General features: G+C 65.3%; 28 protein-coding genes and 4 pseudogenes. 16 read left to right on the forward strand and 16 right to left on the reverse strand.

All coding sequences use genetic code 11. The features are described 5' to 3' along the window. Nucleotides 1-83 precede the first annotated feature (83 nt). On the reverse strand, nt 84-2,864 hold the full coding sequence (locus NX1_RS30420; RefSeq protein ID WP_068067004.1) for an ATP-binding protein: 2,781 nt from the start codon (nt 2,862-2,864) through the stop codon (nt 84-86). A gap of 133 nt (nt 2,865-2,997) precedes the next feature. Between NX1_RS30420 and NX1_RS30425 the strand changes: the two genes are divergently transcribed. The 6 genes from NX1_RS30425 (at nt 2,998) to NX1_RS30450 (ending at nt 7,096) form a co-directional block, all read left to right on the forward strand. Next, nucleotides 2,998-3,333, forward strand: a complete 336-nt coding sequence (locus tag NX1_RS30425; protein WP_068067007.1) for a hypothetical protein — start codon at nt 2,998-3,000, stop codon at nt 3,331-3,333. Then, nucleotides 3,330-3,869 (forward strand): YceI family protein, encoded by a 540-nt coding sequence (locus NX1_RS30430; protein WP_068067009.1) that lies wholly within the window; start codon nt 3,330-3,332, stop codon nt 3,867-3,869. Before NX1_RS30425 ends, NX1_RS30430 begins: the two co-directional genes overlap by 4 nt. A gap of 103 nt (nt 3,870-3,972) precedes the next feature. Next, on the forward strand, nt 3,973-5,214 hold the full coding sequence (locus tag NX1_RS30435; RefSeq protein ID WP_068067011.1) for a recombinase family protein: 1,242 nt from the start codon (nt 3,973-3,975) through the stop codon (nt 5,212-5,214). Nucleotides 5,215-5,385: 171 nt separating this feature from the next. Further along, on the forward strand, nt 5,386-5,604 hold the full coding sequence (locus NX1_RS30440) for a hypothetical protein (RefSeq protein ID WP_068067014.1): 219 nt from the start codon (nt 5,386-5,388) through the stop codon (nt 5,602-5,604). Nucleotides 5,605-5,869: 265 nt separating this feature from the next. Next, nucleotides 5,870-6,685 carry an alpha/beta fold hydrolase gene (locus NX1_RS30445; protein WP_068067017.1) on the forward strand — a complete coding sequence of 272 codons (816 nt, stop codon included), beginning with the start codon at nt 5,870-5,872 and terminating at the stop codon, nt 6,683-6,685. A 57-nt stretch (nt 6,686-6,742) separates the two neighbouring features. Beyond that, complete coding sequence (locus NX1_RS30450) at nt 6,743-7,096, forward strand: zinc ribbon domain-containing protein YjdM (protein WP_068067023.1); 354 nt, start codon at nt 6,743-6,745, stop codon at nt 7,094-7,096. Nucleotides 7,097-7,297: 201 nt separating this feature from the next. Here the strand turns inward: NX1_RS30450 and NX1_RS30455 are convergent, their stop codons facing one another. The 3 genes from NX1_RS30455 to NX1_RS30475 all read right to left on the reverse strand — a co-directional run bounded on the left by NX1_RS30455 (nt 7,298) and on the right by NX1_RS30475 (nt 9,822). After that, nucleotides 7,298-7,780, reverse strand: coding sequence for an SRPBCC family protein (locus NX1_RS30455; RefSeq protein WP_068067026.1), 483 nt, complete (start codon nt 7,778-7,780; stop codon nt 7,298-7,300). Between the two features lie 11 nt (nt 7,781-7,791). Then, complete coding sequence (locus NX1_RS30460; RefSeq protein ID WP_084501867.1) at nt 7,792-8,112, reverse strand: ArsR/SmtB family transcription factor; 321 nt, start codon at nt 8,110-8,112, stop codon at nt 7,792-7,794. Nucleotides 8,113-9,309: 1,197 nt separating this feature from the next. Then, on the reverse strand, nt 9,310-9,822 hold the full coding sequence (locus NX1_RS30475; protein WP_218024206.1) for a winged helix-turn-helix transcriptional regulator: 513 nt from the start codon (nt 9,820-9,822) through the stop codon (nt 9,310-9,312). Nucleotides 9,823-9,954: 132 nt separating this feature from the next. Between NX1_RS30475 and NX1_RS30480 the strand changes: the two genes are divergently transcribed. After that, on the forward strand, nt 9,955-10,908 hold the full coding sequence (locus tag NX1_RS30480; RefSeq protein ID WP_169812310.1) for an NmrA family NAD(P)-binding protein: 954 nt from the start codon (nt 9,955-9,957) through the stop codon (nt 10,906-10,908). Nucleotides 10,909-11,127: 219 nt separating this feature from the next. Here the strand turns inward: NX1_RS30480 and NX1_RS36650 are convergent, their stop codons facing one another. Further along, entirely contained in the window at nt 11,128-11,298 is a 171-nt protein-coding gene (locus NX1_RS36650; RefSeq protein WP_169812311.1) for a site-specific integrase, read from the reverse strand. A gap of 260 nt (nt 11,299-11,558) precedes the next feature. After that, a complete protein-coding gene (locus NX1_RS30485; protein WP_068067043.1) occupies nt 11,559-11,912 on the reverse strand; it encodes a hypothetical protein in 354 nt (117 codons plus the stop codon). Nucleotides 11,913-12,120: 208 nt separating this feature from the next. On the opposite strand from NX1_RS30485, the gene NX1_RS30490 reads away from it, so the two are divergent. Further along, on the forward strand, nt 12,121-12,558 hold the full coding sequence (locus tag NX1_RS30490) for a DUF7832 domain-containing protein (protein WP_068067045.1): 438 nt from the start codon (nt 12,121-12,123) through the stop codon (nt 12,556-12,558). A 97-nt stretch (nt 12,559-12,655) separates the two neighbouring features. Here the strand turns inward: NX1_RS30490 and rpsN are convergent. Together rpsN and NX1_RS30495 are read right to left on the reverse strand one after the other, a co-directional pair. Then, nucleotides 12,656-12,727: pseudogene (gene rpsN, locus NX1_RS35695) on the reverse strand (type Z 30S ribosomal protein S14); the annotation flags it as partial. Between the two features lie 25 nt (nt 12,728-12,752). Then, on the reverse strand, nt 12,753-14,519 hold the full coding sequence (locus tag NX1_RS30495) for a GNAT family N-acetyltransferase (RefSeq protein ID WP_068067048.1): 1,767 nt from the start codon (nt 14,517-14,519) through the stop codon (nt 12,753-12,755). Between the two features lie 59 nt (nt 14,520-14,578). On the opposite strand from NX1_RS30495, the gene NX1_RS30500 reads away from it, so the two are divergent. Then, nucleotides 14,579-15,358 carry an alpha/beta fold hydrolase gene (locus NX1_RS30500; protein WP_068067052.1) on the forward strand — a complete coding sequence of 260 codons (780 nt, stop codon included), beginning with the start codon at nt 14,579-14,581 and terminating at the stop codon, nt 15,356-15,358. Nucleotides 15,359-15,799: 441 nt separating this feature from the next. Here the strand turns inward: NX1_RS30500 and NX1_RS30505 are convergent, their stop codons facing one another. From NX1_RS30505 to NX1_RS36655, 6 genes and pseudogenes are all read right to left on the reverse strand, one after another. Beyond that, nucleotides 15,800-16,219 (reverse strand): hypothetical protein, encoded by a 420-nt coding sequence (locus NX1_RS30505; RefSeq protein WP_245668739.1) that lies wholly within the window; start codon nt 16,217-16,219, stop codon nt 15,800-15,802. A 10-nt stretch (nt 16,220-16,229) separates the two neighbouring features. Continuing rightward, entirely contained in the window at nt 16,230-16,622 is a 393-nt protein-coding gene (locus tag NX1_RS35700) for a hypothetical protein (protein ID WP_084501868.1), read from the reverse strand. Beyond that, nucleotides 16,610-16,978, reverse strand: a pseudogene (locus NX1_RS38775) (OST-HTH/LOTUS domain-containing protein); the annotation flags it as partial. The gene NX1_RS35700 and the pseudogene NX1_RS38775, both read right to left, overlap by 13 nt. Before the next feature lie 494 nt (nt 16,979-17,472). Then, nucleotides 17,473-17,793 (reverse strand): annotated as a pseudogene (locus NX1_RS30515) (SAM-dependent methyltransferase); the annotation flags it as partial. 42 nt (nt 17,794-17,835) lie between these two features. Further along, nucleotides 17,836-18,126 carry a pentapeptide repeat-containing protein gene (locus NX1_RS38780; protein ID WP_084501869.1) on the reverse strand — a complete coding sequence of 97 codons (291 nt, stop codon included), beginning with the start codon at nt 18,124-18,126 and terminating at the stop codon, nt 17,836-17,838. 514 nt (nt 18,127-18,640) lie between these two features. Continuing rightward, complete coding sequence (locus tag NX1_RS36655; RefSeq protein ID WP_157120228.1) at nt 18,641-18,859, reverse strand: hypothetical protein; 219 nt, start codon at nt 18,857-18,859, stop codon at nt 18,641-18,643. Between the two features lie 90 nt (nt 18,860-18,949). On the opposite strand from NX1_RS36655, the gene NX1_RS30520 reads away from it, so the two are divergent. From NX1_RS30520 to NX1_RS30540, 6 genes and pseudogenes are all read left to right on the forward strand, one after another. After that, the gene (locus tag NX1_RS30520; protein ID WP_157120231.1) at nt 18,950-19,258 is read left to right on the forward strand and encodes a WXG100 family type VII secretion target; all 309 of its coding nucleotides are present in this window, start codon (nt 18,950-18,952) and stop codon (nt 19,256-19,258) included. Then, complete coding sequence (locus tag NX1_RS30525; RefSeq protein WP_068067063.1) at nt 19,258-19,545, forward strand: WXG100 family type VII secretion target; 288 nt, start codon at nt 19,258-19,260, stop codon at nt 19,543-19,545. The genes NX1_RS30520 and NX1_RS30525 overlap by 1 nt, the downstream gene beginning before the upstream one ends. Then, a complete protein-coding gene (locus NX1_RS37525) occupies nt 19,545-20,759 on the forward strand; it encodes a colicin E3/pyocin S6 family cytotoxin (RefSeq protein WP_084501874.1) in 1,215 nt (404 codons plus the stop codon). Before NX1_RS30525 ends, NX1_RS37525 begins: the two co-directional genes overlap by 1 nt. A 49-nt stretch (nt 20,760-20,808) precedes the next feature. Then, the gene (locus NX1_RS37065; RefSeq protein WP_068067067.1) at nt 20,809-21,039 is read left to right on the forward strand and encodes a DUF7683 domain-containing protein; all 231 of its coding nucleotides are present in this window, start codon (nt 20,809-20,811) and stop codon (nt 21,037-21,039) included. 43 nt (nt 21,040-21,082) lie between these two features. Beyond that, nucleotides 21,083-21,454 carry a YbaB/EbfC family nucleoid-associated protein gene (locus NX1_RS35715; protein ID WP_169812312.1) on the forward strand — a complete coding sequence of 124 codons (372 nt, stop codon included), beginning with the start codon at nt 21,083-21,085 and terminating at the stop codon, nt 21,452-21,454. A 267-nt stretch (nt 21,455-21,721) separates the two neighbouring features. After that, nucleotides 21,722-21,976, forward strand: a pseudogene (locus tag NX1_RS30540) (IS30 family transposase); the annotation flags it as partial. A gap of 36 nt (nt 21,977-22,012) precedes the next feature. On the opposite strand, the gene NX1_RS30545 reads toward NX1_RS30540, so the two are convergent. After that, complete coding sequence (locus NX1_RS30545) at nt 22,013-22,591, reverse strand: ferredoxin family protein (RefSeq protein WP_245668740.1); 579 nt, start codon at nt 22,589-22,591, stop codon at nt 22,013-22,015. Between the two features lie 232 nt (nt 22,592-22,823). Continuing rightward, the gene (locus NX1_RS30550) at nt 22,824-23,444 is read right to left on the reverse strand and encodes a TetR/AcrR family transcriptional regulator (RefSeq protein WP_068067072.1); all 621 of its coding nucleotides are present in this window, start codon (nt 23,442-23,444) and stop codon (nt 22,824-22,826) included. Nucleotides 23,445-23,571: 127 nt separating this feature from the next. Between NX1_RS30550 and NX1_RS30555 the strand changes: the two genes are divergently transcribed. Continuing rightward, complete coding sequence (locus tag NX1_RS30555) at nt 23,572-24,453, forward strand: alpha/beta fold hydrolase (protein WP_068067074.1); 882 nt, start codon at nt 23,572-23,574, stop codon at nt 24,451-24,453. The last annotated feature ends 182 nt before the right edge of the window (nt 24,454-24,635 follow it).

The raw sequence follows: 24,635 nt of genomic DNA on the forward strand, positions 1-24,635 counted from the left end.
CGGCAAGCCCGAAAGCGAGGCCGCCACCTGATCCGGTACGGCGCCGGCTCGATCACCTGGGATCGGGCCGGTGTCATGCCGAGTCAGGAGCGCAGGCGCCACGCCGCGATCTCGGTTCGATTCTGAAATCCCAACTTGGCCAATATGCTGCTGACATGCGTCTCCACCGTGCGCTCGGACAGTACGAGCCGAGTGGCGATTTCGCGGTTGGCGAGGCCATCGGTGACCAGGTCCGCGACTTCGGTTTCGCGGGTGGTCAGTGGGTTCGCGTTGCGGGCCGCCCGGTCGATCTCGGCGAGCAGCGCATCGGCGGCCCGCAGGCGGTGCGTCATATCGAGTCGCCGAAATTCCTGTGCCGCTTCGGTTATCGCCGACCGGGCGGCGCGCAGATCCCCGGGCGTGCCCCGGGTGCGCAGCGCGTCGGCCAGCCCGAGGCGGCTCAGCGCCAGAAATGGGCGCGCGCCGATCCGGCTGTCCATCGCGATCGCACGCTGGTAGTGCTCGATCGCGGCGTCGACCCTTCCGGCGGTGAGCGCGAGGTCGGCGATCGGGCGGGCGATCGAACCGGAGCACAGGACAGCGCCGCCGTCGCCGAGGTAGTAGCCGTCGTCGGGGCCGAACGCCTGGTAGGCGCGCTCGGCGGTTTCCTTGTCGCGTAACAGCACCGCAGTGAAACCGAGGTTGTAGAGCAGCCCGAGCCAGTGCGGACCGACCTGAAAGGTGCCGGGTAATTCCCGGAACTCCTGGAACAGCGCGCGTGCTTCGTCGAGATCGCCTGCCAGGGCGCGTGTCATCGGGAGGAAGATCCGGATCAACGGTATCTGCGGCGCATGGCGCATCGCCGCCAATCGCTCGGCGGCTTCGGTTTCGGATGCATATCCCTGCACCATGTTCATCAGCCCGCGGAATGCGTGGTGCAAACCGAGCAGCGACTCGTCTCCCATCCGGATGGCGAGTTCGAATGCGGCGTTATTGCTTTCGTCCGCGGCGGCGAAATCGCCGGTCAGTGCGGCGCGGGTGGCATCGAGCCGATGCAGATGCCAGCGGGCGATCGGCAGGCGTCCCCGCTCGGCGACCTGCTCCAGCGCTATGATCGCTCGGTCGGCCAGGGCGAGATCACCGAGTTGGAATGCTGCCGAGGCCAGCCATAGATAGCCCCACAGCCGGGCCAGTGGCTGACGCGCCCGGTCGCCGATTTCGATGGCGCGTTCGACGAGTTCCATCCGCTGGGCTAGGAATTGCGGCGCCGAAAGGGCGAGGTGGCGGGCGTGGATGGCATCGAGCAGAGTGTCGGGATCGCCGCTGCGTTCGGCGGTCGCCATGGCCGTCGCGGAAAGCTCTCTAGCACGGTCGCATTCGCCGATCTGTGCGGCCGCCATGGCACGATGCGCGGTGAGCCGGGCGATCGACGCGCCGTCGGTATCAGCGGATAAGCCGTGTAATGCACTGCGGCACAGTTGATCCACCGTGGCGATTACCCTCGGGGTACCGATACCGTGCACCACCAGCGCGGCCGCCACCACGAGGTCGTAGCGGGTTACCCGCTCCGCGATCGCCCCGGCCTGTGCGCAATGGTCGATGCTGTCGTCGATGCGTCCGGCCTCGAATTCGCTGCGCGCGAGTTCGATCAACAGCTCGGCCCGCAGCGGCCCGGGTGCGCTCGGTCCGGTCGCCTCGATTGCCCATCGGTGGAAGCGGATCGCCTCGTCGTACGCGGTAGCCGTGCGGGCAGACTCGGCGGCGATGCGAGCCCAGTGTGCGCAGTTGGCGTCGGTGTCCGGGCCACTCGCCCTTCGCAGGTGGGTCGCGATCGGTCCCGCCGCCGAAGGATCGCCGTCGGCGCGTGCGGCGAGCAACTCAGCAGCGCTGCGGTGCAATGACATTCGCTCCGACAGCGACAATTCGGCGTAGATCGCATCGCGGATCAGCGCGTGGACGAATGCGACTGCGCCGTTATCGGGGTGCCGGACCACACCGGCGGTCACCGCCGTATCGAGCGCCGTTTCGACGTCAGCGCCCGTGAGCTGTTCGAGTAATTCCGGTTCGATCCGCTCACCGAGCACGCTCGCCGCCCGCAGTACCGTCTGGGTCGCCGCATCGAGCCGATCCACCTGCGCCAAGGCCAGCCGTCGAAAACTTCGACGGGACAACGGATCCGGATCGGATTCGCCGGACGATTCGACGACGATTCGAACGTAGAGCGGGTTGCCGCCGGTGCGTTCGTGTAGTCGGTCGGCGGCCGCGGTATCCAGGGTGGGCGCGGCGTGGCGCAACCAATACCGGACCTCCTCGACCGATAGTCCGGTCAGCGGCATCGTCTGGGTGTGCGGCATCCGTACCAGGTCCGGCAATTGTTCGAGATAGGGCCCGTCGTCGGTGTCGCGTGCGGTGGCCAGGAGGAGCAGCCGCTGGTGCGGGAGTTCGGCGGCGACGTGCCGCAGCAGCAGTAGTGAGGTCCGGTCGGCCCAGTGCAGATCCTCGAGCACCACCGCGAGTCCGGCCGGGGCCGCGACCGCTTCGAGCGCTTCGGCGAAGGCGGTGAACATGCGAAACCGTTGCGAGGCCGAATTTTCCCACTGCGCGGCGTCGCCGCCCGCCCGTGCTTCGGCCAACTCCGGAAGGTCGCGGCCGAGCCGATGCCACGGCCACAGCGGCGGCATCCCCGCATCGTCGACAGCGAAGCCACGGCCGACGCGCAGCCCGCACTCCGCGGCCAGCGCCGCGGCGTGCTCGGCAAGCCGGGTCTTGCCGATTCCGGCTGGTCCGTCGATCAGGACCAACCGCCCCGGTCCCGCGGCGGCCGCGAGCACAGCGGCCCGCAGCCGGGCGAGCTCGCGATGACGACCGATCAGCGGGTCCTGCACAGGTAGCAGTATCCACGCGTTCAGCGGACCGCGCGTGAGGTTCAGTGCCGCGCATACGTGGTGACACTGATTCGCGCCGCTGCTGTTCCGACGAAGCTGACTACATCACTCCCGCAGATCAGGAGCATTTCCGATGTATGCACAACTCGTCTATTTCGACGGACCACGCAGCACTGACCAATTGGTCGCGGCGGACTTCGCGACCCAGCACCGCATCGAACCCGCGCTCGCCGCTGTCCCCGGACTGCTCGGCACCTACGAGCTGCGCCGCCACGACGGGTCCGGGGTGATCGTGGTGTTCGCCGAATCCGAGGATGTGCTGCTCGACGCACAGCGCGCGATCCTCGCCACCGAACTGCTGCCCGGCGAGGATATGGCACTGCTGCCCGGCCCCGACCGGGTGGAGACCTATCCGGTGATCGCGTATCGCGGCTCCGCCGACATCTATGCGGATCGGAGCCGGCGATGACGTGGACACTGCTCGTCGAGCCACAGCTGCGACGCGGCCAACGACACTGGGTGGTCGACCCGGTGCACAGCCGAGCCGAATTCAACGTCGCCAACTTCGGCCGCACGGTTTACGGCCGGGCGCCGATCCGGAACGGTCGCTTGACCACCGGGCCCCGCGGTACGCCCGAAACTATTTCCGGCACGGTCGATCTGGGTGCGATCGACACCGCGCATGCCCGGCGCGACCGGGATCTACGTGCCCGTCGCCTGCTCGACCTGGACCGGTATCCGCTGATGACCTTCACCGCCGACTACATCACAGATCTGGCTGGTGAGTGGCGAGTGACCGGTATGGCACAGGTGCGCGGACGACGGGTCGAACTCATCTGCACCGTGACCAGATTCATCCTCGGTCCCGATGACACCGTCCGGCTACTCGCCCATGCCGTGCTGGACCGGCGGGAAATCGGTATCCGGGCACCGGAGTTGACGATCGGACGGTATATCGCGATCGCGCTGAATGTGCTTTTGCGCACGGAAACCGAGTCGGACTGACGGTTTCCGGCGCGGGCGGACGAGGGGTCAGTCCGCGCCGGAGATCGAGTGCGGATGCTCCGAACAACCGAAGGATCGAAGCCGAACCTCGTGCACGGGGGCCGTGCTAGACGAACTTCTCGGGCTCGTCCCCGAAACCGTTGAACCGAGCACGGATCGACGGTTCGCCTTCTACGGGCGCTGCTCCACCGAGGACAACCAAGACCCCGAAACCTCGTATCGGTGGCAGCGCGGCAACGCCGAAAAGTTCGTCGCCGACGGCGCGATCCTCGAGGACTACTTCGACGTCGGCCAGTCACGCTCGGTGCCATGGCATCGCCGCCCCGAAGCCGCGCGCCTGCTGGCAGACCTGAAGAGCCACACCCGCGGCTGGTCGGCGATCGTGGTCGGTGAAGGGACACGCTGCTGGTTCGGCAACCAGTTCAGTCTCGTAGCGCCCCGCATCCAAGCCCACAAGGTCGAAGTCTGGGTCCCCGAACTCGGCGGACGCTTCGATTCCCACAACGTGACCCACTCGATCATGATGAGCATGCTCGGCGGCCTCAGCGAATCCGAACGCCAACGCGTGCAACAACGCACCCGCGCCAGCATGGACGCCCAAGTCCTCAACAAAGGCCGCCACCAAGGCGGCCGAGCACCCTACGGCTACATCGTCGTCGACGGACCACCACACCCCAACCCGAACCGAGCCTCCGACGGCTCCCGACTACGGATCCTGTCCCTGGACGTGGCTACCGCACCGGTGGTCCAGCGAATCTTCCGCGACTACATCGCAGGCCGGGGCGACAAGGCCATCGCCCACGAACTCAACCGCCAAGCGATCCCCTGCCCCTCGGCACACCGACCCGAGCAGAACCGGCACCGATCCCAAGACGGATGGCAAGCCAGCACCGTCTCCGCCATCCTGCAAAACCCGCGCTACACCGGCTACGCCATCTTCGGCCGCTGGAACAAACACGAAGAACTCCTCGACCCCGACGACGTCGCCGCAGGCCACATCACCCGCCTGCGCCGCTCCCCCAACCACCGCATCATCCGATCCAAGAAACCCGCCCACCCCGCCATCATCACCGTCGAAACCTTCACCCAAGCCCAACTCATCCGCCGACAACGCGCCAGCACCGGCATCGGCGCCCGCGGCCGCCTGGAACGCACCAGGAGACCTTCGCCGCGCGAATATCTGCTGCGCGGCCTGCTGCGCTGCGACGCGTGCGGCCGCAATTGCCAGGCACCTGGCGACCCCGACCATGGCCAGACCCCACACGACCCGTGCTGGCCTCTCCCGTCACCGGACGGATCACCCGCGGCAAATCCTTCTCGCTGCGCACCACACAACCGCTCGTGATAGCGGCGGTGATGGACGCGATGGACTACGACGTCTACCTGTTCACCGACACCGAAAACCGGCGAAGACGCCGTCCTCTACCGCGCCGGACATACCGGGGCACGACTGGCCCGCCAGCACCGCGTCCACCCGCCACACTCATCCAACGGCACAACGCCGCATCCCGCACCATTGACCATCACCCCCCGCCCGGCGCCGATACTCACCGAAACCCACGCGGCCGACCAGGTCTGCGGCTTCCGGCTGCCGTTCCTGTTCTACACCGACCACAGCTCCGGCCGCGGACACCTGATCTACCGCCGCGACCACACCGACCTGGGCACGATCACCCCACCCGCGGCACCGCCGACCTCTAGGCCTCGATTCTTCACCTTCCCGGATATTTGCTAATATTCGCAATTAATGATGGAGGCGAATGGATGCGGGTGACGCCGATCAGCCGACTGCGCGGCACCGTGCTGCGGTGCACGGACTGCGGCCTGCTGTGCCGAACGTCCGCATTGGCACACGGCGATACCTCATGCCCACGATGCCGAGCACATACGCTGGTCGCGCTCAGTACCGGAGAACCGTTCATCTCCCCGAACCGCGACTGAACATCCAGCGCCCTCGGCACTGTTCGTCGCACCCACATCCATTACACGGAAGAAGGATCATGCCCGTCGCCACCCTCAACGGGATCCGGCTCAGCTACGACGTCACCGGAACCGGCCCATTGGTGCTGCTCATCATGGGAACCGGCAGCCCCGGGCGAGTCTGGCGCACCTACCAGGTCCCCGCACTGATCAAGGCCGGATTCCGGGTGGCCACCATGGACAACCGCGGCATCGCCCCGTCCGACGAATGCGCCGACGGCATGAGCATCGACAATCTCGCCTCCGACGCCGCCGCACTGATCGAACACCTCGGCGGCGCACCCGCACATGTGGTCGGTGCATCCCTGGGCGCCCGAGTCGTCCAGGAACTGGCGCTGTCGCGACCGGAACTGATCGGCAAGGCCGTCATGCTCGGCGCCGTCGGCCGACCGCACCCGCTGTCGCACACCCTCAACCTCGGCGAGCAAGCACTGCACGATCAAGGCGTCCAGCTGCCGCCGCAGTACGCCGCAGCTATCAAGGCGATGCTGAACCTCTCACCACACACACTCGAAGATCCGGACAAGGCCCAGGAATGGCTCGACATCTTCGAATTCACCAGTCCCGCCAAGCTTTCCGCAGGGGTCCGGGCACAGATCGGGATGGATCGTTCCCGCGATCGGCTCGCCGACTATGCCCGCATCACCGCACCGAGCCTCGTAGTCGGGTTCGCCGACGACCGCATGGCACCCGCGGTGTTCGGCCGCGAGGTCGCGGCCGCCATTCCAGGCGCACGATACATCGAGATCGAACGCTGCGGGCACTACGGCTACCTGGAACGCCCCGACGAGGTAAACCGGGTCCTCATCGAGTTCCTCACCGCCCGCGACATCTGATCCGAACCGACTGTGCCGCAACATATTCAACACAACTATCCGTCGAGGAGAACCCCCATGGCCGATACCCTGCCGCCATGTCCCGCGTGTTCGAGCGAATACACCTACGAGATGGGCACACTACTGATCTGCCCCGAGTGCGCACACGAATGGTCACCCGAGACCGCCACGGGTGCTGCCGACACCGACGACGGTGTGATCAAGGATTCCGTGGGCAACATCCTGACCGACGGCGACACCGTCACCGTGATCAAGACTCTCAAGGTCAAGGGCAGTACCACCGGAATCAAGGCCGGAACCAAGGTCCGCAACATCCGCCTCGTCAACGGCATCGGCGACCACGACATCGACTGCAAAGTCGACGGCATCGGGCCCATGCAACTCAAATCCAGCGTGGTCAAGAAAGTCTGATCTCACTGCGGATCCATACGAAAGGCCCGGCAGCCCCGCGTAACGTATTCAGATGACCGCAGGTGTGGTGGGCGCCACCGCACTGACCACGTGCTGCGAACCACCGCCGGTACGGTCCCCGCCGTGCTACTCCCCTATACCGCGCAAAGAAGCGCACCGGGGCGATGCCTGCGTGGTTGGTGTGCGGTAGCCGCAGCGCGGTCAGCCTTGGGCTTCAGCGGTTGTGGCGAACAGGTGCAGCAGGGTGCTCCAGCCGCCGCCCTGTTCGACGATGGTGTCGTGGATGGCTTTACCGTCGACGAGTCGGTCGAGGTGACGGTGTTCGAGGGTGACGCCGGTCTGCTCAGGACCTTCGGCGGCGAAGCGGACCTCGATCTCGCTGGCGTTGGCGGGATCCGGGTCGTATTGCCAGTGGCCGTTGATCTGCCAGGTCACCACCAGTCGGTCCGGCGGCTCCCACACCAACACGCGGCCCCAATCGCATTCGGTGCCGTCGACCCCACGCTCATACCAGCGTCCACCCTGACGGGGTTCGAGGATCGCGTCGGCCATCTCGGCTTGGCCTATGTGGTATGCCGCTGGCCACCAGCTGCCGAACGATTCGGTGAAGAACGCGAACGCCTTGTCCAGCGACATGGCCACAGTCGCTTTGCCCTGCAAGACGGGCAAGATGGGTGTGCTCATGAAGGTTGCTCCTATTCGGGATCGATTGCCGCCACGTCGACGGCCTTCTGAAAAGCGGTCAGCGCGTCATCCCAGATCCGCTGGAAATACGCCTGAATCGCGGCGAGCCCATCCGGGTTGATCCGATAGATCCGCCGCGTCCCGTCCGGTGTGGCCACCACCAACCCGCCGTCCTTGAGCACCCGCAAATGCTGCGACACCGCTTGCCGGGTGATCGGCAACGATTCGGCCAGCTCCCCCACCGACGACGGCCGCCGCGCCAGACGCTCGAAGATCGCCTGCCGCATCGGATCCCCCAGAATCGCCAGATCTACATCTTTGAAAGCAGCCACGTACGTAAGTCTGCGCTTTCATATGCGGTGGCGCAAGCCCGCCGCGCGACCGAGGAGTAGAGCGGGCGAACGGCCTGAATGCCGCCACCTTCTGATCGGTGTGACGAGCGTGGTTGCATCGCGAGGGGAGGGCCTCGACGAGCTGCGACATTCGTGAGATGACGGTCGATGATCCGCCGGGTCGACAAGCTGGTTTCTCGGGGTTCTCTCAGCTGAACCCGTGTTGAACCCCGCAGGCCACCACCTGCGGTTTTTCGATGATTCGACTCGAAAAAGTCACCCGCCCTCCTGCATAACCGCAGGTAGAGCGGGTGACCTGGTGTACTAGTTGTGTCCGGAGGGGGACACATGCCTTAACCACAGAGATCGACCTGCAGAAACGATGATCGACTACGAGTCCACCCGGTGGGCCGCGTCGGCTCGAAGCATGCGGCTCGGGCGACCGGTCGGCGCCATCGCCCAAACCGCCACCGCCTCAGCAGACACATCCCCGAAATCGAAACCATGGGAATCAGCATCCACTGGCTCCGCCACACCACCCTCACATGGGTCGAACGCACCCGCGGCGAAGCAGTCGCACGCGCCTACGCCGGGCACTCTCAATGGTTCGGCAACAATGTCACCGGAATCGATACAACAGCGGGACTACCCGAGATCGCAACGGCACTCAGCGCTCCGACCGGCGAGCCACACCCGCTCCTCAATCCACACGTCGTCGAACACGAAACATCATCGATCTGGTCGCGAGATGCCCCCGCCGTCCACGCAGCCGGCCCCACCGGTCACACCGCGGCTATCGTCGTGCCGTGTCAGCTCGATCCCGCTCTCGAACCGAAGGCATTCGACTCATAGGAGCTGCCTGCCACGTCGCGCAGCATCGCAAAACAGGTGTCAGTCCTCGGCATTCCGCTGGAGGACTGACACCCGCGCATCCAGCGCACTGTCCTCCGCGCCCGCCTTCCTCCAGGGCACCTCGCCGACCCCGAATGGGAGGGCGTGCTCGCCGCCGAGGACAAACGCAGCCTGACCCCGCCGTTCTGGTCGCACGTGCTGCCGTACGGCGAGGTCAAGCTCAACATGAACTCCCGGCTCGCGCTCAGCGGATTGGTGGTCACACGCCAGGCCCCGATGTTGCTGCCGGACAGTGATGTTCGCGGTCTTTCCGTCGGGCAGCAGTCCATCAAAGGAGACGTGCACTCAGGTGGTGCCGCGTCGGCGCCGCGCCGCCCGCAACTCGGGGTCGAGACGTTCACGCATGAAACCGTCGGCCCCTGGGCCGGCGAGGAAGGCGAGGTTGACGGCCGAGAGGGGGCGTCCGCTGTGCTGGTCCACGAGGCCGGGCATGATCTCTTCCCCGGTGTCCCGATCGGTCAGGACCACGCTCGGCGCATCCGATCCCGTGTGTTTGCGGCCCCAGGCGTACAGGGCGACGAGGACCGGAGAAAGGTCTCGCCCCTTGTCGGTGATGACGTACTCGTAGCGGGGCGGGGACTGGCTGTAGCGTCTGCGTTCGAGCAGCCCGGATTCGACCAGAGCGCGCAATCTCCTGGTCAGCATATTCGGGGCGATGCCGAGGTTGCGTTCGAACTCGTCGAATCTGGTGAACCCGTCCAGCGCGTCGCGCACGATCAGCAGCGTCCACCAGTCGCCGACATACTCCAGAGCGCCCGCTATCGGGCACCCCATCGCCTGGAAACTCGTTCGCCGCACCTGCTGATCCTTTCGCCGTCCATGACCTTACAGTAACTTGCATAATAGTAGTTACTGGTTCTAGCGTGGGCGCCGCAGCCGGACCACGAGCTGCCACATCTCACCCCTGGTGAACGATCGAAAGGCACCCTTGTGACTTTCTCCCCCGACAGCACCCGAACTACCACGCTGGTAATTGGTGCGGGCGGACGACACGGCGGCACCGGCTCACATGTCGTGCGGCGTCTTCGCGAACACGACCACGCGGTCCGCGTGCTGGTCCGCGCTGATGACGAACGCGCACAACACCTTCGCGCTCTCGGCGCGCAAATCGTAGTGGGCGATCTGCTGGATCGCCGGACGCTGGATGCGGCCGTGCGGGACGCGGACACCGTGTATTTCACCTATCCGGTCGCTCCCGGCATCGTGCAGGCCGCCGCCAATCTGGCTTCCGCGATCCGGCACGCCGCGACCACGCCGCGACTGGTCGTGATGTCCATGGCGGTCTCGGCCCCCGACAACCCCAGTGGGCTGGGACGCGCGCAATGGGTCGCCGAGCAGGTGCTGTCCTGGGCGGGACTGGAACCGACGATCTTGCGGATCCAGGCCCTGTTCTACGAGAACATCGTGCTGTTGCATGCTGGATCCATCCGCGAGACCAGCAGCTTCGCCAACAGTTTCGGCGATGTCGCGGTGCCGTGGATCGGCGGTCTCGATGCCGCCGATCTCGCCCTGGCCGCGCTGACCGACCCGGCCCGATACCCTCGCGGCACCACGCTCTACCCGCAGGGGGCGACCATGCACAGCCACGCCGAGATCGCCGCTCTCATCGAAGCCGAAACGGGAACACCGGTCCGATACACTTCCATCCCTGCCGGTCAATGGCAGCGCGAACTGGAAGCCCTCGCACACAACGGCACCGAACCATCCGTCAATCCAGCAATGGCGCAGCACATTTCGGCCATCGGTGCGGTATTCTCCCAGCTGCCCTCGGCCCCGCCGGTCGATACCACCGCACTCACCGAGGCCATCGGCCGTTCGCCGCAGACGTTCGCCGAGTTCGTCCGCGAACACGGTCACCAATTCGTTGCGGCCCCCAGTCGTTGATCGATCGGATCCGGGCGTGTATGCACCGAGAGCTGAACAGCGTGCGACCGCCGCGGAGGGGCTGCCCCTGCTCGACACCGCCGTCTGACCGCTGGTCGACGGATGCACTGGGGTCGCGCAGCGGCCCGCGCCGCGGTCAGCGGTTCGGGCCGAGGGGGGTGCATCGCCGCGCGATCAGTGGGTACTGCGCGATCCCGGCACGACGCGGAGTGCGCTCAGTCAGCCAGGTTTGCACCGCGTCACGCTGTCCAGATGGGTGTAGATATCGAGGGTGGTCGTGTTGTTCTTGTGTGGCATGCGCCGGGTCACGTCGGCCAGGCTGTAGGCACCGTCCGCCAACAGCGATCCGTACAGGTGGCGGAGCGAGTGCAAGCCCATCTGCTGGCGCATCTTTCCGTCGGGCCCATGGCACCAGCTTTGCTGGCTCTTTTGCCGAGCTCCGACGCTGCGGCGTAGACACGGTTCCTCAGCGCCTTTTGGGACATACGCCCGCCTGAACGGCTCGCATCGAACTCGATGAACTCGCCGGTGGTGCGTCCGTCCAGCTGACCTACCAGCCAGTCCACGACCCAGGGATCGACCGGGATCTGCGTACCCGATGTTTCGGTCTTCAGCGGCCCGTCGTGTGTACCGATCCTCTTTCCGTCGACTCATCGAGATGGCTTGTATTGGGTGACAGGCTGATAAGTGCACGATCCTACGTTGAGGTCTTCGATGTTCGCGCCGAGCGCTTCGCTGAGGCGAAGTCCGACACCGACACCGAGCGCGAGGGCGATGCGTGTCTCCTCGGGCATCAGATGAAAGAAGGTCCAGAACTCCGTCATCGTCAGACAGTAGGCGGCGAGCTCAGGGCGATCCCGGTTCGGTTTGGCGTAGGTCTCGATAGAGCAGGGCATCACCACGGTGAGTTCGGCTCGTTTCGCTGCAGCCATGATCCGGGTGAGCAGGCGATGGATATCGACTCGGCAGTCGAACGAATAGCCCGTGCGACGGAGTCCGGTCATCGGTTTCAGGACGTGCGGTTCGCCCCACTTCGTGGACCGCTAGCCTGTCGAGATACTGGAGGATGAGCCTGATCTTGCTCTGGTCGCCACCGTAGGTCCCCATCGATCGCCTGGAGATCGAGCCATTCCCAGCACCATTCGGTCGTCATGACCTGAGATCATCTTTCGTGATGTGCTGTCCGGCTGCCATTCTGATATGGGGGGATCTATGACCTACGACGACTGCGGCTGGCACTCGGACACAACCGCGGAGTTGGGCCTGGACCGCGAAGTAGGAGCAACCCATATCGGGATGTTCTACGCATGGGCCGTCGCTCACGACCTGCATTCGCCGACCGTGCTCGTCTGGGGCGAACCGGAACCGGTGCCACGACCTGGGCTGGCCGCGTTGCGCGATCGCACGAAAACACCCGGCCGCTACCTGCTCGACCACTGCTGCGGCGAACTGAACGAGGGAGACCTCAACGCCACCGGACAGGCCTTCGCGAAGGCCGTCTACCGGCAATACCTCCGCGCCTATGAATCCATCCCCGCGATCGCGCGGTATGAGACCACCTATCACGTCCCCGATACCTGGGAGATCTACGACGCCGTCGCGGTCTTGCTCGACGAGGCGTGGACGGAGTGGCAGATACACGCTGGCTGACCTGCCGAAAGACGCGCGAAGGCACGGACTTCACTACGGAAGTCCGTGCCTTCGCGCATTATTCGCGTAGGTGGCAGCGCTCACGAGGAGCGCGGGCTCACCAGGAGCTCTTGTGCACGCCGGGGAGCTCGCCACGGTGGGCCATCTCGCGCAGGCACACGCGGCACATCGTGGAAGACTCGGCTGACACTCGGTCAGAGCGCCCGCTTCAGCCCGACGTGACTGTTGTCGTACCCGAGCCGCGCATAAAAGGCGTGAGCCCGCTCGCGGACCCGGTCTGTGGTGACCTGCGCGAGTGTCGCACCTCGGTGCCTGCCGTGGTCGTGTGCCCACTCGAGCATCGCGGTTCCGATGCCACGAGAGCGTTCCGAGGCAGCGACCCGGACTCCCTCGATCTGGAGGCGGGTGGCGCCGCCGCGGGACAGCCCCGGAATGATGGTGAGCTGCATGGTGCCGACGATCCGGTCGCCCTCGTCCCGGACCACGGCCAGATAGTGCGACGGGTCCCTGGTGACGGCGTCGTATGCCTCCTCGTAGCGGGCAATTTCGAAACCTTCACGGGTACGGCCGATCTCGTCGTCGGAGAGCAGCGCGACCAGCGCTGGCACGTCGGCACGCCCCGCCCGCTGCACACGATAGATCCGGTCGCCGAGTCGGAGCCGACCACCGACCGAAGCCCGCGCCCGTGACTGTAGTCGGGCGATCAGCGTGTCCAGCCAGGCGCCGACGTGCCGCCGGGCTTCGGGAGTGTCCGGATACCGGCAGCGCAGGTGCAGCCCCGCCTCGTCGAGGATGAACCAGAGCATCACGCCGTCGGTCCGAATCGTCGCGCCGACGTACTGCGCCTCCAATCCGGTCGCGTCGACTCGCACCGGCAGCCGACGCAGGTCCAGCCACGAAATCGCGAACATCCCCGGCGCCTCGGGCATCCCGCCCCACGGACGCAGGATGTCCTCCAGTGGCCAGGACCCCATCCGGACGGCCTCCTTCACCGCCTCCGCGCTGGCACGGGGATCGGAGTCGGCCGACTCGAGCACCGAGTTGGTGATGAACCACCCCACCGAGTCGTGCCAGGTGGTGTCGTACCGACTGTGCACCGGAAACACGGCCCGCAGTGCGGTGCCGGCCAACTCGTGGGTCACCTCGGTCATCGCCCCCACCACCAGCGCCAAGGTCGAGACGCCGTCGTCGCGGGCCTGCGCCGAGAACGCGGCGCTGTCGTCGACGTCGAGGACATCGCGCACCTCCACGCGCTCCTCCTGCAACGTCGCCTCACCCAGCGGCAGCGGGAACCGTGGCATCACATCGCCGCTGCCCGCCAGCACCTCTGCCCAGCGGCGGTGCACCTCGTCGGGTGCCGACGGCAGGTCCCGCAGCGCGCGGGTGTGCTCCGCGAAGGCGGGTGCCGGCGGCAACGACGGTGCACGACCCTTCTGCACCGCGGCCAGCGCGGTGAGCAGGTCGCGCGCGATCACCAGCATCGACCACATGTCGACGTGCGCGTGGTCGGCGGCGACCACCACGGTCGGCCCTACCGCGGTCTCGAGCACGCAGAGCCGGTACGACGGACGACCGTACGGTGAACAAGCACGGTCGAGCACGGCGCGGAGCGCATCGTTGACCGCCTGCCCCGGAGCGATCACATGCTCGACCCAGCCGCCGGGGCGGATATCGACCTCGTGCAGCCGAGGCTCGCCGTCCTCGCCCGGCACGAAGACCGACCGCAGCGTGCCGTGCCGCTCGATCACCGCCAGCCAGCAGGTCGCGAGCTCGTCGGGCGGTACCGGCGCGGAGAGCCTGAAGGACAACGCCATCCAGGATCCCGCTCGGTCGCCGGCGCCGACGTGGCGCCGCTGGTCGAAGGACACGGGAAGTGACCGGCCCACCCGACCCGCAATGACGTCGAAGCCCAGCAGGCGGCCGAACGGCAGGCGCAAGTGCGCGACGTTGGTCAGCCGCATGACGGTATCCTAGGCTTCTTCCCGAGCGATCGCCGTCTCACCAGCACCCTGGAGCCGCCGTGCCGACCTTCCGTGTTCCCGGCGCCGACCTCGCCGTGGAACTGAGCGACGAGGGCGGCCACCCCGTCGTCCAACTCCACGGCCTCACCTCCAGCCGCCACCGCGACCGTCTGATGGACCTCGATCTCGGCCGCGGACTCAGCGGAACCCGACTGCTGCGGTACGACGCGCGCGGCCACGGCCACTCGACGGGCCGTACCGTCCCCGAGGATTATCGGTGGCCGGTTCTGGCCGATGACCTGCTGAAACTGCTCGACCACTGGTTCCCCGGTGAACAGGTGCACGGTGTCGGTCCTTCGATGGGCACCGGGACACTGCTGCATGCCGCTGTCCGCGATCCTGGCCGATTCGCCGGCCTCACCCTGCTGGTGCCCGCGACCGCCTGGCGCACCCGCGCCGCGAAGGCCGACATCTACCGGAAGAATGCTCGCTTGATCGAGGAACAGGGACTCGACGCCTTCCTCGGTGCCGATCTCACCGTGCCTCGCCCGCCCGCCACCGTCGGAACGCCGGAAACCGTGCCGGATGTCGCCGAGCACCTACTGCCCTCACTGTTCCGCGGGGCAGCGATGAGCGACCTGCCCGCCCCCGAGGCGATCGCCGCGATCGAGGTGCCGACCACGGTGTTGGCCTGGATCGACGACCCCGCCCATCCGGTGTCGACCGCCGAGGCGCTGGTGGACCTGCTGCCGACGGCCACACTGGAGGTGGCGCACACACCGACCGATCTCGCACGCTGGCCGAGCATCCTGTGCGAGGACGTAGCACGACACGGGTAGGCACGACGCCGTGGCGATTCGTTCTGGGGCCAACCGCCCGATACGATCGCCCGTGCCCACAGCTCGCCATCGGCCGGTCCGACGGGGGCCGAGCGCCCAAATGTACGCTCTGGCTATACGGAACTGATCGAATCGGTCCCAGGACGGGTGCATAACAGCCGAGCGCCAGCCGGATCTCGTGTGGCGCAGCGCCAGGCCGCACGCCCCGCGCCCGCCGGTGATAACACCACTGACGTCGTGAATAACGTTGCGGCACAGAACTATTCGTTGCCATGTGCTTGTGGTCGGCTCCGCTGGTGGCGGATCACCGAACGGGTCAGCAACTGACATTCGAGTGTCGGTCCTCGCGTCGCAGGCAAACTGCGAGACGACATGAAAATGTCAGTCGGACGGCGAAATCGAAATGTCAACTGGCTCTAGCCATCGATAGTCTGCCGCGTATCAGTCGCCGTAGACGAAAAGTGATGCCTGGACCCGGAGGATGTGGTCGGGGCGTTCCTGCTCGTAGCGTTCGAGGATCTCGGCGTACTTCTTGCGTTTGAACAGCCGCACGTTGGCGGGGTCTTCGTCGAGACCGCATTCGAGTGCCAACTGCGCTCCGTCGTGCAGGGCGGTGTTCCGGTCGGGGTACACCCAAACATCCAGGCGTCCACCACCGCTGTAGCCCTCGTGGGCGAGCGTCCATACTGCTGGGCTCGTCTCGATCTCGACCGAGCCGTCGGGATGATATGCCTCCGAAGAGATTTCGTGTCGAATGAACGCGGCGGACTTGGTGCGGCTGCCTCGCCGACTGCGGATGATCGGCTGACCATCGTCGACGGGGAGTGAGGGCTGGGGCTCCTGGTCGCGGCGATCGGTCACCTAGAGCAGGTTATCCGCATTCGGGATGCTCGGGTCGGGCTCCGGGGAAGGTATCGGCACTAGTGAAGACTTCGTACCGGATCCGGGGAGGTATCGGTGCGCCGGTTCTGCGTGTATCAGCGATGGCCTGTGCTTCGGCAAGGACGCGTCGTCCTTGCTCGGGGTCGTCGAAGAGGGCCTCGACGAGTTGGTGGGCGGGGTCGGTCTCTGCGGGAAGGCGGTAGAGGACGAAAGCCAGCCACGCCACATGGCTGCGGTTGATCCATTGTTGTTCTGGTTGCCCGTTGAAGGTGGCGATGCGTCGGCCCTGGCGAGGTGCGGAGTCGGGATCGAGTACGCGCAAAGCCGCGGTGTCCTCGTAGAGGAGGCTATTGATCAGGGTGTTGCGGGTCAGTTTGTCCATGTCGGGAGCGTGTTGCTCGATCGCGGCTTCGAGGTGGCCGATTGTGTGGAGCTCACCCGCACGCCATGCGGTGTAGATCCGTTCGAGTAGCGATTGCCGGTACGGCTGGTCGGGTGGAACGCGCAGCCGGACCGGCTGATCGGCGGCGTGGGCAACGACAACGTGCCGAAGCGGTGAATCGTCCTCCCCGGCGGATCCGTTTTCGGGTCGCGGGCGGTCGGATCGATGCGGTCGCGGCAGCGTGCGTATGCGATCGCGGGTTTTCCTGGGGCAGGGCGACGCTGGCTGATTTCGAATGCTCCGAGTGCCTCGATCAGACGCTTGAGTTTGGTGTAGCCGTAGGTGCGGGTGTCGAAGTCGGGTTGCTTCTACGACAAGTGGCGCCGCGCGCGCCCGAACGGCAAGAGCGAGGCGTGGGCGACCGCCGCCGCGCAGTCCGAGCAGATCCAGAAATGGCTGGATGAGGGCCTGACGCTGACCAAGGTCCATATCCTGCTCGGCCGTCAGGGTGTGGTGGTGTCGCATCGGACGTTGAACCGTATGCGACAACGGAATTGGGTTCGGAAAGCGCAAGACCACCGGCCGGCGACTGCGATCCCGGCGTGGAGATTCAGGTCGACTTCGGTCGGATGGGTTGCTCACCGATGCCGCCGACGGGCGGCGGCGGGTGGTGAAGGGTCTGATCGTCACGGCGGTGTATTCGCGGCACATGTTCGTCTGGCCGACCTACGCGAAACGCTCAATGATGTCATCGCGGGGTTCGAGGCGGCGTGGGCGTTCTTCGGCGGGGTGTTCGCCGTCGCGATCCCCGACAACATGAAAGCGATCGTCGACACCGCCGACGCCACCCGATTTTGTCGGCGGTCATCAGTTCGCGGGAGACCAGGCGCACCACGTCGGAACCGCCGCGGGCCTCCGCGATCAGGGTCGTGGCCACCTCGGCGGCGCCGCCCAGGGCGGGGCGCACGTCCACCGGCCGGGTCCCGTCGGGGCTCTCCTCGACCGCGATGCCGATCAGGGCGAGCACGCCCTTGTCGACGTCGGGATCGGTGAATTCCAACGTCGCCCAGCCGAGCACCTCGCGGGCCCGCACGGTGAGCAGCGCCGGGTCGCCGGGCCCTGACCCCACGAAAAGGATCCGACCGGGATTCTTCTTCGTCACTCGGCTCATCGTTGGTTCTCCATTGGGCTGGGATTGCTGTCGTCGGTGAGCTCAGCGGATTCCTCTGTGACGCTGAGCAGTTCGCGCGCCCCCAGCTCCAAGAGTTCGCGCGCCAGTGCCCGGCCCGGATCCGCTGTTCGCGCTGCCCAAGTCCGTCCGGGTTGGATCCGCGCCGCTCAGGTTCGCGTTGGTCAGTTTCGCGTAGGTCAGGTCTGCGACGACTAGGCTGCTGTGTCCAGTAAGGGCTCCGAGGGATTGACCCTCTGGGGGGTGCAATGCGGCAGCGATACGTGGCCGATTGCGGTATCGGCCCACGATTTTGGGTTTCCGGGTCTCGACCATGACGCTTGGTGAGGATGCTCGTAGTGGTTTGCCGAACCCCACTCAAGCAGTTTTGACGCGGAGGCGTCGTCCGCGGGGATCGGGACGCGCAGGTACTACTGCGGCAGTTCAGGGCAGACCTGGGGTTCGTCGGCCGCATCGGTTCCTGCTGATCCTCGGGCTTCGCATTGCCGAAGACGCGGGCTGAGTCGTGAACCATCGGCGGCGAATCTTCCGAAGCAGGTGAGTGATCGAGACGGGTCGATGCCTCGGAGTCCAGGCGGCGGCGCTTGAGCTGCTCGAGCCGCGCTGCGGTGACCTCCGCGGTCTGTGACTCGTCGAACCGGATATCCAGGCGCCGCGCCCAGTAGGTGATGGTGGCTGGGTCGACACCGAGTAGGGTGGCGATCTCGTTGCGGCCCTTGCCTTCAGCGTGCGGCTCGACGATGCGTTCGCGGTCGATGTCGGTGAGCTTGCCGGGCCGACGTCCCGAGGATCGGTTCTCGACAAAATCATCGGCACTGTTGCGACCTAATCATTGCGGAACGCTGGTCGATGATCGGGCGGGATCGGCCCAGTCGATGACCGCGCCGATGCTCTTGACGCCCACGACAGATCGTTTGGATTGCGCCGACGGCGCGAACCAGGTCGATAGGTATCCGGCGAAGGGCGGGGTGCTTGCGTCGTTGTGGTGCCGCATCCGGGCAGGAGTAGTCGATGCCGCCCAGATCGCGCTGGTGGCAGTGACTGTCATGGGCCTACCTCCTGACGGCGTTGCAGTGCAGGATGTTTCCTGCTGTTGCGGACGCGTTGGCGCGTTTCAATGCCGTGATACCGTTGCGCGGTGCATAGCAATCCGACACTGATGCATGCCACAGCCGATCGGATCGCCGCGCGAGCGGATGAGTTCTGGGAAGACGTGGAGGCGTTGCGCAAAGAGGCCGATGCAGTCATGTCGACCGACTGGACGGGGGAAGCAGCAAATACACACGCCGCATTGTGGACGGAGTGGGTCGAATCGGCGCGCAAGGTCGCGGTGGCGCTGGGCGAAGATGCGGCACTTATCCATCAAGCGGCGGACGCGTATACGAAAACCGATGGCGACAATGCGAGCGCGATCGCTTACGTCCAGTTCGATCTGGGTAACATTTAGTGACGTCGTATAACGTCGATACCGAACGCGTGCTCGCTCTCGTGGAAAAGGCTCGCCAAATCGGGCAGCAGATAGAACAGCGCATCGCTGATGTGGAGCGTGAGGTGGCGGGACTGCATATCGAGTGGGAAGGTGATGCCGCGGCTGCACATCGTAGCAAGCATGACACCTGGCAGAGCGAGATGCAGGACATGAAGTCCGCTCTGGCCGAGCTCGAAACTGCCGCTCGCGCCGCGCATGACCGGTATGTGGCCAATGTCGAGCACAATAAGGGCATGTGGCCCTGATGACCCCCATCACCGTGAACACCGGCCTGGTTTTCAACGCCGCATCCCTATACGAAAAGGCACGCAATAGCGCCGACGGTGTAATCAAGTCGCTCGCCTCGGCGCTCGACAAGGACTCCGGCTGTGCAGGCAGCGACAGTGCGGGACGCACCTGGGCCAGCAGCTATGACCCGGCGGCGGTCAATGGCGTCGCTGCTGGAACGAATATCGTCAATGCGTTCGGCAAGCTTCACGACCTCCTGGCGTTCACTGCGGTCAATCACGTCAATACCGAGAAGCGGAACAAGACACCGCCGGAGTCACTGGACCCCGATCCCGCTGTGCTGGCGCCCGCGACCGCACCGACATTCAAGGCAGCATTCGGTGGGGACACCGACCCACCGTTCGGCTGGGGGATGATCAGCAGCTGGCTGCAAGGCCACACCTGGCCGAACGGTGACCCAGACAAGCTGCGAAGACTCGGCACCGCGTGGAGAACCGCAGCAACGGGCCTGCGGTCTGCCAGCGACGGAACCGGGCAAGCATGGGTCGACCTGGAGGAAAACGCGTCCGGCGAGCTACCTCAAGCTCTCGCCCAGATGGATGCTGTGTTCACGAGTGTCGACAACGTCGCGAACCAGTACGAGAACCTTGGTCGCGCTTGTGACGAGTGGGCCCAGCAGATCGAAGACGCCCACGGCAAGATCCTCGCCATCCTGGCCGGCGCGGTCGGCATCGGCCTCATCGCCGGTGTCGTCGTCGGGTTCTTCACCGCTGGAACCGGGGCAACGGCAACGACCGCCGCCACCGGCAGCGCCGCTGGCGCCGCGGTGGTCACCGTGCTCGTCGGATTCGAGACCGCCGCAGCCGTCGCCGCTGGTGTCACCGTCGCCACCGGCGCGGCAGTCATAGGGGTAACCACCGAGCTGCAACCCCTGCTCGAGGCCAATCCGACCCAGTTCAACGCCAGCACTGGGGCGGGCGGGGCCAACCACAGCTACGTTCCCGCGCCTAAGGGCAATTTGCCCGGCTTTCCCAAAGCGAGGCCAGCCAAGAAGATGGGACCGCGCTTCAGGCAGCGATGGGAAGACAACAAAGGGAACTCGTATGAGTGGGATTACCAACATGGAAAGGTGGAAGCGTATGACAAGAATGGCAACCACCTAGGCGAGTTCGATCCCAATTCGGGAGCCCGGACCAAACCTGCCGATCCTTCACGCAGGCCAGGCAGATGAGAATGGAACCGATCCCGATCGACCCATAGCCCGAGTACTGGAGAATTCATTGAACTATCTGGAAGCCTACGACAAACAATCGGGATTGCTCGTTGTCGAGTACCCGTTGCACGGTATCGATGTTCCAGACTTGAAGAGGATGTTGGGCATCGACGAGAGTATCGAGATCTATGGATACGATCTTCTTCCAGCGCAAGCGGAGGAGCTCGCTCGGTACATCGATGAGCCATTCACGATCGACAGTTCATACGACTATCAAGTCGGCTTCTATCGCGAGTAATCCATTCGATCGAGACAGATCAATCCAATCGTCGGGAGTCAGCGTGGATTATTTGGACCAGTGGAATGAAGAACAACGCCGAGTCGCGGCTGAATGGCGTCGACGACATGCTTCCCTACAGCGGGCCCTCGGGCAGGTAACGGTCCACGTCGGCTCACGCAATGGCGAGCTCGGGGTGACGGTGGATGCACACGGCAAGGTCACCGATCTGCGGCTCACACCGCAGGCGCTGCGACTTGGAGAGGCTCAGCTCCGCCGAACACTGTTGGAGACTATCCAGCGTGCGCAGGCCGACGCACAACGTCAGGCCGAGGCCACCGCGCGGCCCTACATCGATGACCCCGCTGCCGCAACGGCGGTGAGCTTCATTCGCGAAGCGCTGGGAGACAACAGTCACTCTCCACACCGCATGTGACATACCGCCAAACGGACACCCATAGTGACCCGAATGAAGGGGCCGCGAACCGACTTCGGTAGCAGGTCGTCCGTTGACGCCCCGACAGTTCGACATGTTGGCGCAGTGGCGCAACATTCTGTTTGATTCAACCCGGTTGCGGGCACGTGAGTACCGGTCCGCTCAGATGCGGAACCGGGTGGCCTAGGAGGAGATCTTGCGGTCGGCACGATCACGCACAGCCGAGATCGGGTTCGGCACCGGTGCGCCGGAGGCGGCGTCGATCACCACAGGGCCATCACCGCGGCCACAAGCATGCCGATCTACCTATGCAAGCCGCGAAGCCCGTGGCAACGCGGCACAAACGAGAACACGAACCGACTGCTGCGCCAGTACCTGCCCAAGAACGCCGACCTACGCCAATTCAGCCAAGCCGACCTCGACGCGATCGCCGAAGAACTCAACAACCGCCCCCGCAAGATCCACCGATACCGCAGTCCCGCAGAGGTATACGCCGACCACCTCGACAGCGGTGACGCATAGCCGCCTCGAGTTCGAGGCGTTGCTCGACAATCGGAATCAGTCACCGAGGTCAGGCAGGGTTTCCTCCGGTAGGGCAGGTCGGCGGTTCTCGAGCCAGAATCCGTATTCCCGCAAGTAGGTTTCGAGGCCGTTGTCCAAGTAGCTGCGGAAGTCGCGTAGCCCCTTGGCGGCATCGCGGGTCTGGGCGTCTTGACTGATGGACCACTTGCTGTCGACAGCATCAATCCATGTTCGGACTCGCGCGCGATCGGCCCACCATGTGCGTATCAGTTCCAGGTTCCAGTGGTCGTCGCCATCACAGGCGTACGACAAGAACGGGTCGGTCCAGGCCGCTGACAGCACCAGCTGTGTCTGCCACGCGTTCTGTGGCTGACGAAACACCAACTCGCCGCCGTAACCGTCTTCGTAGACGATGTGGTCGGGCGCGATCGGGCGACCTGCCCAGCAATTGTCGGTCTGGGCGCCATAGAACGGGCCGGGCACGTTACGCCAATCCCGGTGCTCCCACATCCCGCGGAGATAATCTTCCGGGGGATCCAGCAGCCTGCCGTCGTCCCAGCCGAGGTTCCTCAGCGATGCCGAGGCCCGCACAGTGGGTAGTGGGTCCCAATACACCGGCTGATGATAATGGCAGTCCGTGCGAGATAGGCTCGGCGAGTCAGCAGCGGTGATGCACTGACCAGTTGAGCCCAAGATCGTCTGCCGACAAACTCGACACTCACTGTGACTCGCGGCGCTGAATGGCGGTGATTTCGCGATGCGGGGGTGGCGGTGACTTCGGGGTGGTGGGGAATCACATCCGGGCGAGATATCGAGCGCGATGCGGGTCGCGGCCGCACAGTTCTCGTCATCGCCGAGCGGCCGCTGTGGTCGTGCCCAGTACATGGTCGAGGAGATGGTCGATGAGTGCGGTCGCGGACTGCGCGGTGCTGTAGCCCTGGAGCATGCTTTGGGCGAGTCCACCGATTGCCATGAGGATGAGTTCGGCGTCGAGATCCGGGTGACGCGGGCCCGATCCGTCGGCGTGCTGGGCTCGACGGAGCTGGTCGGCGACGATCGTGACCAGTGCGCGAGGCGCGGCGAAGGTTTCTTCCGCGGTGATGCCACCGCCGATGATCGCCGCAGTGCCGAAAGCGCCGAGCACGACGGCTTCTTCTCGGCGTTGCTCGTCCAGGGGAAGCAGTTCGGTCAGGACCGCGCGGATCGCTTCGCGGGGTGCGGCGTCCTGGCCCAGCGTGGTCCACCGTTGGGTGAATCGGGCGCCGGCGTCTTCCATCACCGATCGGTGGGTCGCCAGCAGGAATTCGCTCTTGGTTCCGAAGTAGTACTGCACCAGCCGTATCGAGAATCCGGCCTCGGCGGCGACGGTTTGAAAGGTCACCGCTTCCAGGCCGCCGCCGACGATGACCCGGCGTGCGGCGTCGGTGATCTGGCGTCGCCGCACTTCATGGTCGACCAGTCGTGGCACGAGACCTGCGCTTTCCTCTTGTATCTACTACCTCGGACGAGATGATACGAGGATACCGCATACATGTTACGGTCATACCATAGAGATGATACGGTCGTACCGTATCAGCGGATCGAAGGGGAGGCTCATGCCGAAGATCGGGCGATTCACCAGCGAGGAAGCCAAGGCGGCCTTCCTACGCGCCTATGACACCGTGGCCGCGAAATGGCCTGTGCCCTCGACCGATATCGACGTCGAAACATCTTTCGGCACCACGCGCGTACGCAAATCCGGAAACGGGGACGGTGCACCGATCGCGCTGCTGCCGGGCATCGGGGGGAACGGGCAGGTATGGCTCAACTTCATCGAGGATCTGGCGCGCGAGCACGTCGTGTACACGCCGGACGTCATCGGGTGGGCGGGACGCTGTGTGCAGACCGCACCCGTGCGCGACACGGCAGATATCGCGAAGTGGATGATCGAGGTGCTCGACGGACTCGGTGAGGACCGCGTCCATCTGGCCGGGAACTCCCTGGGCGCTTGGCTGGCCGGTGCCGTCGCGGTGCACCGCTGCGATCGTCTGGTGAGTCTGACCATGTTCGAGCCCAGTGGTGCGACCTTCGCCAAGCCGCGCTGGGGTCTGCTGTTCAAATTCGTTGTGGCCGGTGCGCGGCCCACTCCCGAGCGGATGCGCAAGTTCAACAAGTGGCTGATGCCGGGCGTCGAGTTCACCGACGAGGAGTTCGCACTCGCCATGGCGACCGTGAAGTTCCGGTCCGGTATGCCGTGGGACCGCCCCTTCACCGACGAACAGCTGGCCGCCATCACCGCACCGAGCCTGGTACTCTTCGGCACCGACACCGTCGTCAACGATCCACAGCTCGGGGCGGCACGCGCCCGAAATCACATGCCCTCGGCCGAGACCGAGATCTATCCGGGCATCGGACACGATCTGCTGTGGGCGAATCCGGAACAAATAATTCCGCGCTTCCTCGACTTCGTCGCCAACCACGACCAAGTCCGAGCGTGAACCCACACGGTAGGCGATGGGCAAGCCAGGCAACCTCATTCGAGGCGCACCAAGGTCCAGCTCCTCTCCCATAGACGCCAAACCACCGACGGCGCGGATCGTCCCACCCTGCAGAGGCAAGCATGCGCGGATCAGCCAGGTGTCTCGTGAACGATCATTCACGAGACACCCTGCCGCGCCTT

This window comes from Nocardia xishanensis NBRC 101358, assembly GCF_001613365.1.
Classification (GTDB): Bacteria; Actinomycetota; Actinomycetes; order Mycobacteriales; family Mycobacteriaceae; genus Nocardia; species Nocardia xishanensis.

Coding starts and splice junctions, on each gene's coding strand:
- NX1_RS30425 (WP_068067007.1), top strand. CDS start 2,998: ATGTATGCACAACTCGTCTATTTCGACGGACCACGCAGCACTGACCAA.
- NX1_RS30430 (WP_068067009.1), top strand. CDS start 3,330: ATGACGTGGACACTGCTCGTCGAGCCACAGCTGCGACGCGGCCAACGA.
- NX1_RS30445 (WP_068067017.1), top strand. CDS start 5,870: ATGCCCGTCGCCACCCTCAACGGGATCCGGCTCAGCTACGACGTCACC.
- NX1_RS30450 (WP_068067023.1), top strand. CDS start 6,743: ATGGCCGATACCCTGCCGCCATGTCCCGCGTGTTCGAGCGAATACACC.
- NX1_RS30455 (WP_068067026.1), bottom strand. CDS start 7,780: ATGAGCACACCCATCTTGCCCGTCTTGCAGGGCAAAGCGACTGTGGCC.
- NX1_RS36650 (WP_169812311.1), bottom strand. CDS start 11,298: ATGCGCCAGCAGATGGGCTTGCACTCGCTCCGCCACCTGTACGGATCG.
- NX1_RS30485 (WP_068067043.1), bottom strand. CDS start 11,912: ATGACCGGACTCCGTCGCACGGGCTATTCGTTCGACTGCCGAGTCGAT.
- NX1_RS30490 (WP_068067045.1), top strand. CDS start 12,121: ATGACCTACGACGACTGCGGCTGGCACTCGGACACAACCGCGGAGTTG.
- NX1_RS30495 (WP_068067048.1), bottom strand. CDS start 14,519: ATGCGGCTGACCAACGTCGCGCACTTGCGCCTGCCGTTCGGCCGCCTG.
- NX1_RS35700 (WP_084501868.1), bottom strand. CDS start 16,622: ATGGACAAACTGACCCGCAACACCCTGATCAATAGCCTCCTCTACGAG.
- NX1_RS38780 (WP_084501869.1), bottom strand. CDS start 18,126: ATGGTCGAGACCCGGAAACCCAAAATCGTGGGCCGATACCGCAATCGG.
- NX1_RS36655 (WP_157120228.1), bottom strand. CDS start 18,859: ATGACAGTCACTGCCACCAGCGCGATCTGGGCGGCATCGACTACTCCT.
- NX1_RS37525 (WP_084501874.1), top strand. CDS start 19,545: ATGACCCCCATCACCGTGAACACCGGCCTGGTTTTCAACGCCGCATCC.
- NX1_RS30555 (WP_068067074.1), top strand. CDS start 23,572: ATGCCGAAGATCGGGCGATTCACCAGCGAGGAAGCCAAGGCGGCCTTC.